The organism is Vibrio sp. J2-4, from assembly GCF_021728155.1.
In the GTDB taxonomy this organism is placed as follows: domain Bacteria; phylum Pseudomonadota; class Gammaproteobacteria; order Enterobacterales; family Vibrionaceae; genus Vibrio; species Vibrio diabolicus.
Window position 1 is genome coordinate 505,866 of record NZ_JAKKCN010000004.1, and the last position, 13,405, is coordinate 519,270.

14 protein-coding genes are annotated in these 13,405 nt (G+C 43.3%); 3 read left to right on the top strand and 11 right to left on the bottom strand.

The window, feature by feature from the left end:
• Positions 1–6: 6 nt before the first annotated feature.
• The 4 genes from L3V32_RS16900 to L3V32_RS16915 are packed head-to-tail and all read right to left on the bottom strand — an operon-like array spanning position 7 to position 2,268.
• Positions 7–1,077, bottom strand: a complete 1,071-nt coding sequence (locus L3V32_RS16900; RefSeq protein WP_005394430.1) for an AI-2E family transporter — start codon at positions 1,075–1,077, stop codon at positions 7–9.
• 43 nt (positions 1,078–1,120) lie between these two features.
• Complete coding sequence (locus tag L3V32_RS16905; protein WP_237284754.1) at positions 1,121–1,516, bottom strand: hypothetical protein; 396 nt, start codon at positions 1,514–1,516, stop codon at positions 1,121–1,123.
• Positions 1,461–1,973 (bottom strand): hypothetical protein, encoded by a 513-nt coding sequence (locus L3V32_RS16910; protein WP_167427035.1) that lies wholly within the window; start codon positions 1,971–1,973, stop codon positions 1,461–1,463. The genes L3V32_RS16905 and L3V32_RS16910 overlap by 56 nt, the downstream gene beginning before the upstream one ends.
• Positions 1,974–2,019: 46 nt before the next feature.
• A complete protein-coding gene (locus L3V32_RS16915) occupies positions 2,020–2,268 on the bottom strand; it encodes a hypothetical protein (RefSeq protein WP_005394426.1) in 249 nt (82 codons plus the stop codon).
• Between the two features lie 363 nt (positions 2,269–2,631).
• Between L3V32_RS16915 and L3V32_RS16920 the strand changes: the two genes are divergently transcribed.
• Together L3V32_RS16920 and L3V32_RS16925 are read left to right on the top strand one after the other, a co-directional pair.
• Positions 2,632–3,069, top strand: coding sequence for a DUF2383 domain-containing protein (locus tag L3V32_RS16920; protein WP_005394423.1), 438 nt, complete (start codon positions 2,632–2,634; stop codon positions 3,067–3,069).
• A 155-nt stretch (positions 3,070–3,224) separates the two neighbouring features.
• Positions 3,225–3,623: a hypothetical protein gene (locus L3V32_RS16925; protein ID WP_005379193.1), complete on the top strand. Its 399-nt coding sequence runs from the start codon at positions 3,225–3,227 to the stop codon at positions 3,621–3,623.
• Between the two features lie 204 nt (positions 3,624–3,827).
• On the opposite strand, the gene L3V32_RS16930 is transcribed toward L3V32_RS16925, so the two are convergent.
• From L3V32_RS16930 to L3V32_RS16950, 5 genes are all read right to left on the bottom strand, one after another.
• Complete coding sequence (locus L3V32_RS16930; protein ID WP_109168663.1) at positions 3,828–5,486, bottom strand: diacylglycerol kinase family protein; 1,659 nt, start codon at positions 5,484–5,486, stop codon at positions 3,828–3,830.
• Positions 5,487–5,628: 142 nt separating this feature from the next.
• Complete coding sequence (locus L3V32_RS16935) at positions 5,629–6,060, bottom strand: hemerythrin domain-containing protein (protein ID WP_005394414.1); 432 nt, start codon at positions 6,058–6,060, stop codon at positions 5,629–5,631.
• 103 nt (positions 6,061–6,163) lie between these two features.
• Positions 6,164–6,361, bottom strand: a complete 198-nt coding sequence (locus L3V32_RS16940; RefSeq protein ID WP_048624594.1) for a hypothetical protein — start codon at positions 6,359–6,361, stop codon at positions 6,164–6,166.
• 8 nt (positions 6,362–6,369) lie between these two features.
• On the bottom strand, positions 6,370–6,546 hold the full coding sequence (locus L3V32_RS16945; RefSeq protein ID WP_012841233.1) for a DUF1328 family protein: 177 nt from the start codon (positions 6,544–6,546) through the stop codon (positions 6,370–6,372).
• A 45-nt stretch (positions 6,547–6,591) separates the two neighbouring features.
• Complete coding sequence (locus L3V32_RS16950; protein WP_047009372.1) at positions 6,592–7,143, bottom strand: BON domain-containing protein; 552 nt, start codon at positions 7,141–7,143, stop codon at positions 6,592–6,594.
• A 435-nt stretch (positions 7,144–7,578) separates the two neighbouring features.
• On the opposite strand from L3V32_RS16950, the gene L3V32_RS16955 reads away from it, so the two are divergent.
• The gene (locus L3V32_RS16955; RefSeq protein ID WP_012841235.1) at positions 7,579–8,922 is read left to right on the top strand and encodes a sigma-54-dependent Fis family transcriptional regulator; all 1,344 of its coding nucleotides are present in this window, start codon (positions 7,579–7,581) and stop codon (positions 8,920–8,922) included.
• A 261-nt stretch (positions 8,923–9,183) separates the two neighbouring features.
• Here the strand turns inward: L3V32_RS16955 and L3V32_RS16960 are convergent, their stop codons facing one another.
• Positions 9,184–10,176 carry a hypothetical protein gene (locus L3V32_RS16960; RefSeq protein ID WP_237284755.1) on the bottom strand — a complete coding sequence of 331 codons (993 nt, stop codon included), beginning with the start codon at positions 10,174–10,176 and terminating at the stop codon, positions 9,184–9,186.
• Positions 10,177–10,210: 34 nt separating this feature from the next.
• Positions 10,211–13,405, bottom strand: coding sequence for a type I restriction endonuclease subunit R (locus tag L3V32_RS16965; RefSeq protein ID WP_237284756.1), 3,195 nt, complete (start codon positions 13,403–13,405; stop codon positions 10,211–10,213).

Sequence of the window (13,405 nt, forward strand, 5' to 3'; positions counted from 1 at the left end):
CCCAAGTCATTCTCGTGGAGCCACATCCTCGGGGATGGTTTGGCTTGGTTGACTTTGAGTTGATTGACACAGCTCCAGACGCTCAACCAAAATATTAATGCAGACCAATAGCGGTACACCGATTAAGAGCCCCATACCGCCCCAAAGCCAACCCCAGAACACGAGCCAAACGAAGATCACTAACGGATTTAAGTTGAATCTTTTCCCTAATAACGTTGGCGTGACAAACTGGCTTTCAATCAAGTTGATCAACAAATAGATAGACACCACAGTGAGCATAAAACTGACCGACTCCAACTGCAGATAAGCCACAAAACCGAAACTCACCATGGAGATGACTGGGCCAAGATACGGCGCAAAATTCATCACGCCAGCAAACGCGCCCCACAAGAATGGGTCCTCAAGGCCTAAAACAAAAAACACCGCCCCAACACTCAACCCAAGTCCCGCATTCACTAACGTGATAGTACCAATGTATCGAGATAGGTCTTTCTGTAGTGCTTTGACCAGTTCAATCGCTTGGCGCTGCTTGGCAAACCCATGCAAGTACGACACTGACTTTCGAAATAAGCTGCGTCCGTGATTGAGCATAAAATAAACCATAAACAGCACTATCATCGCTTGTGTCAAAATGGTCGGCGTCGTGGTCGCGAGTGTCTTCACCAAAGAAAAGACGGTATTGTTCCCGACTTCATCCATACCCATATCGCTGGCAATATTCAGCGGCGTATTAAGGTGATCCGCCGAGGCTTGAGTCACTTCGCTCACTTCTTGCGACACATTTTTCACGATACTGGGCAGTTCAGACCACCACTGCTTGGCAGGCTCCGACATGGCAGCAAGGCCAATAATTGAAGCACCAACCAAGAATGACAGAGTCACCACGACGGTAATCGCGCGCGGTAAACCTTTGTCTTCAAGATAGTTAATGAAAGGACTGCATAACAGAGAAATAAAGGTACTAAGCACAATAGGTAACAAGATTGGCTTAGCAAAATACAGCCCAGGAACGAGCAATAAGACAAGAAGGGTTGCACCAATCGCGGTGTTGGCAGGGATGTTCAATTTCGCTGTCATAAAAAGGCTCAAGGCCGGTAGGAATCATTATCGGCGAAAGCCGTTATTGGGGTTGTTCGACTTCTGTTTCTGTCGCGGTCTCTTCTGTCGAAGCAGTATTGCTTGCTTGTGGTTCAGCATTTTGACCTTGTTCTACGCCCGACTGGTTAGAAGACGCTGCCATAACTGGCTTGGCAAGCGAATCCGTCAGTTCGGAGACACTACTCGCCAATAGCCCCATGGAAGAGATAGAGGAAGTCAATCGAGACAATCGACCTGCTTTGGCAGCGGTAACGGCAACGACAGCACTAATACCTAGCGTCGTCCAAGGATTTTCTTTCACAAACTTCTTAGTGGTAAACGTGAACATTTCCATCGACAAGCAGCATTGCTCTAAAGATGCCTTACCTTCCATCCGCTTGATTCGCATGGCTTGATTGAGCTTTTGTAGCGAGCGCATCCCACCCCTCCTGCAACTGTTCTGTCGTATTTTTGAATCCAAGGAAACCAACTAAACGCTTCTGCCACCAAGCTAAAGACAATAATGCTAAACCTAAGGACGCAATAAATACGCCCACTGCAACATACACGTTAGCGGTCAGCTGATAAGCCACCACACCAGAGGCAAGGCACAAACTGAACACGAACAATACCGACAATAAGGTAAAAACAATGGCGCACAGCAAAATCTGTCGCGCTGCGGACGCATTAATTTTCACCTCCAAGAGGAACAAATCCAACGTTGAACCCGACCACGCTTTCAGCGATTGAGTCAATTGGTCCAGTTGTGAAAGAATACTGCTCAAACCATTGATGGTTTGTTGGATATCCTGCTCTTCTGCCCCACTTGGGGCTCGACCGCTGTCTGCTGCGGCCGAGCCTGGTTGCTGGTTGGTGACTTGTCCGGAGTTATTCATTGGAACCCTCGCCTTCTGTTATGTGGCTTAATCCGTTGGACCGCGATTATTTGATCAGCTTCGAAACCGCCCAACCCGCAAGGAAGGCACAACCAATGCTCAGCAATGGACGCTCCTTGATAACGTTCTCTGCCGACTTGGTCGCCTGCTGAACGTGTTCCGCGCCCACATCAAATTTCTCTTTAGCTTGGTCTTTCATTGCGCCGACGGCTTCCGTCGTGGCTTGCTCCGCTAAGTGATATGCTTCTTCTAACTGCTCTTGAGGTTTTACTGTGCTTTCTTTTGTTGTAGCCATAACTAGCCTCCGTTGATGAGTTGAGTAGTAAATCAAGTGAAACAACTTTTGAACTCACTTACTCACTACAAAGCCATATTCGTGCCAAAATTATAAGCACATGTTTTTAATTGGTTTTTGTTTTATTTCACGACAAATCCTTATCTGTACGTGTAATTCTTTCCAGACTTCCCCAACATTCTTGTAATTTTTTCTTAGCGCCTCGTCTGCAACCCTCCAATTCTTGCGCAATAAACTCATAACCAATTGATTAATAGAAAAATAACATTCATTGGCATACAACCTGCAACTAAAGATGAAACATTGGTGTTTGTTCCCCATACGTACAAACACTCCCATCACCAACCAAATCAGGAGTGAGATATGAAAAATGAAAATATCGCCTCAATCATTGAGCTTATCGAGAGCGGAAATGACATTTACAACAAGGCCATTGAGAACATTGACAACACTTCTTTGAATAATGTGTTGGTAGAACTGCTTAGAGTACGTGAGCGAGCGGTGCTTGAGCTTACTCCCTACACATTGGCAAATAACCAGGAAGACTCTGCCGACGACACTCCGGTTTCCTACACCATTAAAGCGCGTGAGGTATACAGCGATGTGATGAAGGAGGTGTCTTCTGACAAAGAGTCCATGTATTTGGAACAGCTCGAAGGTGTTGAAAGCAAGGTGCTCAAAGAGATCGAAAACCTAATTACTAGCCACCCAGAGCAAGCGGATAATTCGGTTCTACTGAAAGTTCGCAGTGATATCAAAAGCTGTAAAGAAAAGCTCAGCAGCATCAGCCTTATCAGCTGATCCTTAGTGGTCGCCTTTGCAATCAAGCGCTGGCAGAGAAAATGGCCAACTCGTTTTGGCCATTTCTGATAAGACCACAGGCACCTCAATACAACCAAAACTAGAAAACACTAAACCGAGTAATCAACACGGTAGTCATAAATAAAGAGGTCAGTATGACATTGGATAATAATCGAGTAAGGGAGCTACTCGTAAAAATGACACACCATCGCCAAACGTGTTTGCCTCTCGTTAATCCGCAATCGCATATGACACTCGCAAGAGCGGCGTATCGATTCGTTAAAATAGAAAAAGTGATGATCAAAAAGATGGCGAAGTTGTTCTTCGACCAAGATGGTGAACAATTCATTGCGGAAAATGCCACCGAATACGGCGTTGCCGAACTAGGTAATTACAAAGAAATGCATTTCATGAACAAGTTGTTGTTAGATGATTTAAAAGCGCTACTCAGAGCCATTGACGACACAAACTTAACGGCGCTTGTTTCTTACTGGTTAGCTGCTTTACAAGTCGAAAACGATGAAATTGAAAAGCACTTACCCCAGGGTGAGTAGTCATACTCACCCCCTTCTTCCTTTCACTTCGAGAACGATAAATAGACGCTCTCTCAGATACAAAAAATGCCGATATAAAAAAGCCGCTGCACCTACGCAGCGACCTTATTGGTTCCTTCAAAACTACGACTAAACCGGTAAACAAAGGCACGCTATAAAGCACTAGGCAAATGGTGCATTATCCACTGCTTATCTGTTTTAAAGCTAAGCCGATTTACTTCTCCCGCTTGGGACAAATACGTTCAACGATTTTGGACGAAGCTTGATCGCTAATTGCTCATCAGAATAAAGCTCACCATCAATCACATACTCAATCGGTTTGTTCGCAGAAATAGTGACATTCTGAGCCGTCGCGTATTGAAAATGAGTCGATTCCTCCTGCGCACCTACGCTGGTTAATGTCAGATCAGACAATGCGATGAGGCGTCCGCCTAAAGATTCGGTGTTATCTAAATACGTGATATGCAGCTTGCCATCGTCAGGCTGCGGAGCACCACCACCTTGCGCGAGCAACGTACTAAAAGGAGCGATGTTCGCAACGACAAAGCTATGAACTTCTAGCGTTTGTGATCCATTTTCGCGGTTTCCGTCTTCAAATGGCGCATCCATCGCAACAGTCAACGTCTGCGTCTCTTCCGCCACCACCGCGTTAAAAAAGCCCGTTAAGTAGGCCAATTGTCCAAAGGTGTTTTTCTCTTCTCGCTGCGCATGTTCGATCATTTTCTGCTCTAGGCCAATACCTAGGACTAACAATATAAGCCTCTGATTACACTCCGCCGTATCAATACGTTGGCAGTGACCTGCTAGCAATGCTTCACACGCTTTTTCGACTGGTGAGAATTTTGCGCCAACGCCATAGAGCACATGACATAACGCATTGGCGGTTCCGAGCGGAACAATACCGAGTTTGATATCGGTACCTACCAGCTGGCTCGCCACTTCCGTCACTGTGCCATCGCCACCCGCTACGATAATTTGCTTAGCACCACTTTCTTTTGCCTGTTGTGTTAGCTGCTCGGCGCTGAGATTTGTGGTGGTTTGATGAATACTCAAGCGATATTTTTTGGTTAGTTCACGAATCAAGTGCTGTTCGTTTTCCTCCCATTTGCCGCCACCTGCAACAGGGTTAACTACCATCCAAGTGGACTGATCCAGACCCAGTACGCCTTTTTCACTTATCGCTCGTAACGTTTTGATCTGCAATTTATTCAATCTCGCGGTACTGCGCACGTCATTGATTTTTTTCATCACAGATTCAACCGTCAGCGACGGATCTTTGCTCAGTAGATACGCCGCAACAACAAACACCGAGCGACCACGCCCTAACGCACAATGCACAACCACAGCTCGCGAGCACGAGATTTGCGTATCAATCCAGTTAATCGCATGGCGAAGGCGCTCTAGCGTTGGGGCTTTGTGGTCAAGTACCGGAATCGAAAGGTAATGAAACTGCTTGTCGGTCATCGCACTTTCAAGCCCAGCAAATTCTGCTGTGACATCGACAATACAAGAGATGTCATTGGATTCGAGAAAATCTAAGTCACTCTGAAATAGCCGACGGGAGAGGTATAAATTATCGCTGACTTTTTGGATCGGAGGCACAGTATCGCGCCGTCTTTCCCAGGCATTATACGCTCTAGCGCCCAGTAAAAAGGGGATGAATGCCCAGCGGATCCACCTGACAATCTTGCCGTCTTGGTTTTTTCTAAAAATGGAGGGAATGTCGAAAACGTAGGCTACGCTGACTAATGCTAAAGAAAGAGATACCCATAAGAACAACAGGCTAACCATGATTTGGGGAATATAAATAGCGGCCAATAAACTGATCAGAGCGCCAAGAATATAATATTTGATGATAAACATTCGCTCTCCTTGCCTTCAGCGAGTGCGCTTTTTTAGTGAAAGTGAGAATAAGCTGGTTTTAGTTTAGGCTAATTAGCTTGGTAAACGCTTTGATTGGGCCCCTTCCCGTGCCGAAATGGCACGAAAAGGACCAATACTCCACCTAACTAGCCATTTCTTCGACGTAGCTATCCGCTAGTTTCATTTTCTGCTGATCGGTCATCACCTTACCGGCCAATTGGAAAAAACGCTGCTCTTCTTCTTCGAGGTGGTGCAATACTTTGTGACGCAAAGTTTTCATGAGGTTGAGCCATGCTGGCGAGCTCATGTCGGTTGCATCAAGCTGTGCAATCACTTTATCAATCTCGTGGTGCTCTGCGATGCCATGACGAGTAAGATCGATGGTTTTATCGCTCTCGATTAAAGGCGCGTAGAAAAAACGCTCTTCTGCGGCGGCGTGCTGTTCGAGTTCATCCTTCAGATTGTGGTAAAACTCTTCGCGTGCAGGGGAATCTCCAGACGTTTCCATCAGAGCATCGAGTAAAAGGCGTTGCTTTTCATGACTCTCTTTTAGTACATCAAATATGTTTTTCATCTTTGACTCCTCATCTGATTGTAAACACTTGGGATAAAAGGAAGGGCGGTGATTGACCGCCCTTCTCTTACATTGCTGTGAACAAAAAGCTGACCTGACTCGACTAACAATCTTGGTCTTCTGCGTTCAAGTTCTCTTTAATATTTTCACACTCATCTTCAATCGCATTTTGAGTTTCTTCGGCGGCTTCATCTATCTTCTTGCCTGCCTGTTCCATTGGCCCTTCTTCACTACAAGCAGCCAGTGCGAACACCAAACCAAATACTGCGGCGATACGGTAAATTAATGACGTAAGTCGCATGAAATCTCCTATCTATTTACGTTTTTTCTTCCTAGCAGAACAATCACTATTGATACAATTAATGACAATAGGAATAGGTAAAATATCACTTGCGCGATAGAGGCCGCCGCCCCTGCAATACCAGTAAAACCTAGTAGTGCAGAAACCAGTGCCAAAGCCAGAAAAATAAACATCCAACGAACCATAGTGTTACCTCCTAATAAAAGTGGGTTAGGTCACTCGGCTCGTTATTATTGAACCACTTCTAGCTTATCAATCACCTTATTTACATCATTGGTATTATTTGCAATTGAAAGTGCAAGATCATGCTCCGCATCTGAATTAACCTTACCTGCCAACGTTACCGTTTTACGTTCCGTCGTTACATCAATGTCCGTACCACTTACATTGGTATCCATCAGTAGGCGCGTTTTAACTATAGTCGTGATTTTAGAGTCGGTCAGTGTGGCTAATGCCTCTGAATCGGTTTCTTTCTTACCTTCATTCACCACTGACAATTCGTTATTTACTTCTTTCACACCATCAAGACCTGTTACAAGCTCTTCGGCAAGCGATTTTTCAAGGTCATTGTTTACCGAACCAGAAAGGGTAACTACCTGATTTTCAACATCGGTGTTGATATCAAAAGAGTTAAGGTTACTGTTTAGCAGCAGCGTAGTTTCGGCTTTACCATCTAGCCAAGCGTCCATGGATTCTTTTTCCCATTTATCACTCGCTAAGACTGCTGTAGATGAAGTAGCAAGAACTGACGTAAGTACAATTTTAGCTGCGATGTTATTCATGGTAATTCTCCTTTATTGACGTTGTATTTCCATAGGAGCAAACCATGTGCCAAGTTTTTAACCAATTGTTTTTAAAGGAATAATAAAAACAAAAGATAAAAATAAGACAAACAAGAAAATATAAGCATGAATTATTTACACAGAAGAAATGTAATTTTTAATCGTTAATAATTTCGCAATCAATTACATAATACGCCAATAAAAGATGAGACATTATTTCTTCAACTTTACTTAATCGCAGAATTATTATTTAAAACGTGAGATACCCGAATAAAGAAGCAATATTTATCAGAATTATTACTGATATATACCAAGATAGGTTCAACAACATTAAAATAGCCTACAGACCCTTAAATCTCTGCTGACAATATTTTGTCTTGTGCACTTAGAATAATCCACGTACATTGTTTCTGTCATAGTAAAGAGGACATTTCTATGTCGTTGCCAAGCCTGTTTCTACGAATACAAGACCCGACACTTAAAGATGCTATCGCCTCTTGCCAGGAACTGAACAAATTTCGTCTGCATAATACCGATGCCGCAGATGGTTGGATTGAAGATTTCCTACAACTCAAACCGGAAGTTGCGATTGTTGAAGTCGCCCACTTTACTAGCGCAGATTACCAGCGCCTTTCTAATATCGAAGACATCTACGATATGGACTTGATCATCATTAGCTCTGGTGCTCCAAACGAAAATTTGGATAAGCTAATGAACTTAGGTGCAATTTTTCACTACAGAAAACCCGTCGATATTGCCATTTTGACGGACACCCTAAGCGAAGTCAGCCAGTACTATCAGCAAAAACAAGATCAAGGACGTAAAGTGTCCACTAGCGATCTCGACCAATTTGGCCTTTTGGTGGGGTCCTCATCGCCAATGCATCAGCTCTATCGCATGATCCGACGCGTCGCAAAAACAGAAGCCAACGTCCTCATTGTCGGTGAAAGCGGCTCAGGTAAAGAGTTAGTCGCACAGACCATTCATTTAGCCAGTGATCGCAAGCAACAACCCTTTATCGCGATTAACTGTGGTGCGATTAGCCCAGAATTGGTCGATAGTGAACTGTTTGGCCATGAAAAAGGCGCCTTTACCGGAGCGAATAAAACTCACCAAGGTGTATTTAAACAGGCAGAAGGCGGCACGCTGTTTTTAGATGAAATCACCGAGATGCCTATCGAGCATCAAGTGAAGCTATTGCGTGTGTTGGAAACCGGAGAATATCGCCCAGTGGGCAGTAATACGGTACATATCGCCAACACTCGCATCATTGCCGCCACCAACCGTGATCCTAAAGTCGCCATTGAAGAGCAGTTCTTGCGTGAAGATCTGTTTTTCCGTTTATCGCACTTCCCATTAACGATACCGCCGCTGCGAGAGCGAGGCGGTGACATCGTCGGTCTGGCTAAGCACTTTATCGCGCACCGCAACGCAAATGAGGCTAAAACCAAAACCATTCTTGATTCTGCCATCCAAAAAATCGCCGTGCACGATTGGCCAGGTAATGTCCGTGAGCTCAAACACACGATCGAGCGCGCGTTTATTTTGGCTGACGACACCATCCGAGATGAACACTTGATATTCGATACGCCACCATTGGAAACAGGCACCAGCATCGAAGACCTTGTTCCAGCGGGCGTTTCGCTAGAAGAGCTAGAAAAAGCCGCCATTCTCAATACCCTTGAAGAGAATCAAGGCAATAAAACGGAATCTGCGCAAGAGTTAGGCATTAGCGTTAAAACGCTCTACAACAAACTCGAAAAGTATCAAGACGAGTAACTCGCTGTGGGAATACAATGAGAATATAAAAAGAGCACGGAATACGATTCAGTGCTCTTTTTTATCTTATCTTTTATGTGGATGTGCAGCGTTTGATTTGTGCAGCAACAATAAAGATTGCCCGTAAGAACATTTCTAGACAATAAAGTTTGCCCGTAGTAACAACTCTACCTGAAAGCATCTACCTTTCTGAACTCATTCTGCATTCTGAGAGACTGTCCTGAATACAGATTATAAAGTCATATACGCTGCATCTAGAATTCAATCGTCACACTTCAACTCTAAACAATTGATTATAAAATCGTTTTTTACTTCGCCGCTCAATTCTTTGGAGCTTATCTTTACTGTACAAGTGTTTGCTTCTAGGTATTCATTAAAAGATTCAAAGTCTTTAAAGAGACTTTGGACACATAACCAAAACACATCTGGTGGTACAGATCTGGTTTTATTCGTAAAGTAATTTCGTAAGCGCTCTCCTCCTAAAAACTTAGGAATAGATAACTGAGTAAACTTGATGCTTTGCCTGTCGTCAAAATGTATTCCATTGGCTTTAATTACAGCCTCATCGACAAATTTACGCGTCAATGAGCTTGAAAAATAAGGATAATTTTTCTTAAACACTCTGTATTCACTTGTGAAAGGAAGCTTAGCAAAGTCAAGAGGCTTAATTTTTTCAAAAGACTGTTCGTTACAAAGTGAAAAATTACAAAACCTACAACACCGATTCAAATAACTAAGCATCGTATCAAACTGGTTTTCTAAACTCTTACTACAATTAGAACAAATTGGCAGGCTCAACCTAGCCTGGTGTTTCGAGCAAAAGTAATGACCGTCTAAGCACCAATCTATATCAATCCAGATAAAACCAAAGTTAACTGCTCGTTCATACACACAATCAAAACAAAACTTAAAAATACGACTGCGGCTAAATACTGAATATGGTGCACCACGCAACCCCATCGATAGTCCTTCTTGGTATGATTCCATACAACTATCAATAAATTTAACTACGGTATCTGGGGGCAAGGTAGGAGCATATGCTTTTAATGCTGTATGTTTAGCTAGCAGGTCAACATGAGCTTCCGAGCTACCTCCATCCTTTTCACAAATATCCCCCATATATATTGAAGGTATATTTTTCCACCCCCTATCAGTAAATACTGCTTTACGCACATGCTGGGTAAACAGTGAGTCAGTAACATTTTTCTTTCGAACCAAAAAGCTAGTTAAAGACTCACCTCTTCTTATCCACATTGAACTTTCTCATAACACCGTTGAGTTATCTTACTCAGTAAACACTCTGCCCTTGCCCAGGATACTTCTCATAAACATGCATATAAACTTCAGAACAAGTCTTTGGCCATAGTTCATCATCGTATGATTCCGGTAGACGATCTAAAACATCTTCAATATAACTGCGAACACGAGCTTTGGTTCTCTGCTTCTTACGCCAGTCGATAACCAGCAACTCCTTCATGTTATCAATCAAGTCTTTTGCTATACGTTTAACCTCGTTTCGCTCTTTTTCATTGAGCGGTAATTCCTGAGTCATCAAATCAAAGACAGCTAACTCTTCTTCACTAAGCCCTTCTCTAACCGTTCTTTTCTCTTCGTGGTCAAGGTCATGTAAGAATCCAGAAAGCCGTTGGAAGAACTCCTCTGCGGTATAAGCGCCAAGGTTATATTCATCAATGAGATCTTGGAATTTTTGCTGTAAGTCCTGACGTGACTTATTTTTCAGCATCATTGGTTGCAGCTTTCGTTCAATGATATTTCTTAAGCGTTCGGCATCCGACTTCTGAGGCTTTTTAACCTTCGTTACCATTTCAGCCAGAGCATCAAAATCGATACCCGCGATATTGATTGGCTCTGGGAGATTGCTCTTTATCTGGATAGTCGTAATAGACTCATCAAGCAGTTCATTAACTTGATGGCGCACCACATCCAGCACATCTTCATCATCAATTGAAACACCTGATTTCTGGCGCATCTGAGCATAAATCACATTGATAGCAATGCGATGAGGTACGTATTCATTTGCATCATCATCGGGAAGAACGGCTTTGAAGATCCGATTTATTTGGCGAACAAAGGCGGTGAACTCACCTTTGAGGTCTGGAGCAAGCAGTATTTCACTCGCATCATCAAGCATTTTCAGCTTTGTAAATCCTTCGGCTGGGGCTGATATAACTGCATCGATGTCAACATCGTGCTTTGATAAGAAAGCCTTTAGCTCACCAATCGCAATGGCTAATGCTGCAACTAGTTCTCGCTTATCTCTGGCAGGGCTATCAACACCATAACCCGCACCTGGTTCTGCGACTTGCCCTCCACCATAGAGGCCAAGAGCAATCTGTAATGCACTAAAGATATTAATATAATCGACGACCTGACCCGCACTCTTGCCAGGGAATACTCGGTTCGCACGAGCAATCGTCTGCATCAAAGTGTGGTTCTTAAGTGGCTTGTCTAAATAGAGGGTCGAAACTGATGGTGCATCAAAGCCAGTAAGCCACATCGCACAAACGAATACGATACGAAGGTTGTCATCTGGATCTTTGAATTTTTCATCAATATCCTCTTTGACCATACGTTCTCTGTGTGTTTTATAGTCGAGACCTTTCTTAGCCAAACGTTCTTCATCATTCTGTTCACCAGACACAACCACTGCCATGTCTGTCGACTCCATGTGCTCAATTTGAAACTCTAGTTTCGCAAGTCGACTACCTTTCGCAAACTTAGCCTGAGACCTTAGGCTTTTTAGCTTAACTTGCCACGCATCTGATACTTTATCGTACATTTTAATTGCAGTAGCTTTATCAATTGAAACAACCATTGCTTTGCCCAACAGACCTCCTTGGAAAGGAGCTCTATTGATATAGTGCTCGACTATATCTTTGGCTATTGTTTCCAAGCGATCGCCACGGGTGATGATGTGATAAGACTTACTAAATTCTCGCTCTAGCTTTTCTTCTTGCTCATCAGTCAGATCTGCTTGTTCAATAATATCTGCAATTTCATCACCAACATCGTCACGGGATAAGTTGACTTCAGGAACTCTGTTTTCGTAGTACAATGGCAGTGTTGCACCATCATCAACAGCATCTGCAAAGTTATAGATACTGATGTAGTCACCAAATATCTCTTGGGTTTTTCCGCTCTCGTTGCTTCCTTCTTCTGACATCTGGTCAGATAGCAAAGGAGTACCCGTAAAAGCCATATAGGAAGCATTTGGCATGGAACTACGCATGTTCATCGCTAAAGAGTCATATTGACTTCTGTGCGCTTCATCGGTGATTACAATGATGTCATCACGTTCAGACAAAAGAGGGTAATTTCCTTTTTCATCCCCTTTGAATTTTTGAATCAATGTGAAAACGAAACGGTGGTCTTCTGCGAGCAGTGCTTTTAGCTCAGCACCCGATTCAGCTTGGCAGTTCTCAGTTAACGCCCCAGAAGAGTGGAAAGTTTTATATATTTGGTCATCTAAGTCTGTACGATCTGTGATAAGTACAAATGTCCAGTTTCCGGTGTATTTTCGGAATGCTTTTTTACAGAAGAAAACCATTGAGAAGCTTTTACCACTACCTTGTGTATGCCAAAAAACACCCAACTGACCTGAACGCTCTTTTACATTGGTAAGCCCTTCTAAGGCTTGGTTTACCCCAAGGTACTGATGGTATTTAGCAACGATTTTTAATGTCTGCTTTTTCTTCACAAACAATATGTAGTTTTCAATAATATCTAAGAAGCGAATGCGATCACACACACCTCTGATAACAACTTCGAGACTTACGCGGCGAGGCTCTTTTTCACTCTCAACTTTCTTCCATTCTGCAAAGTGTTCCCATTGGCTAGAGATAGACCCCACTCGCGATTGAATACCGTTTGAAAGGACAATTATTTGGTTGTAGTGGAACAGTCGAGGAATAGTATTGCGGTAGTCTTTTAGATTACTTTTGTAGGCATTAAAGAGGTTCTTATGGCTCGTTTTAAGCTCAATAAACAACAAAGGTAAGCCGTTTACAAAGCCTAATAAGTCTGGGCGTCGAGTTTCGATCTCTCCGGAAATTGACATTTGGCTGCAAAGCAAAAAGTCATTATTGTCTATTGTTTCCCAATCAATGTAACGGACAACAAAATCTTCTTCATCATCAGAAGTAGACGTATAGGTATAGCCATCTTTCAGCAAAAGATATATTGCTTCATTTGCAGCGATATCGCTCATAGAGGAGCGGTCACGACACATTTCATCCATTGCTTCCTGCAATATTAGAGATGGAATACCTTCATTTAACTTCAGCAAAGCTTTACGAAGACGGCCAGCTAAAACAACATCATTACGAGTTTCACGTCCAAACGCGAGATCACCTTCGGCATCACTGCCAAAAACCTCATCCCAGCAAGTTTCTGTATGCCAATCAAGGCTATCAAATAGCGCAATAGCTGGCTGCTCAACTAATCCATCTTCTGTGTATGTCAT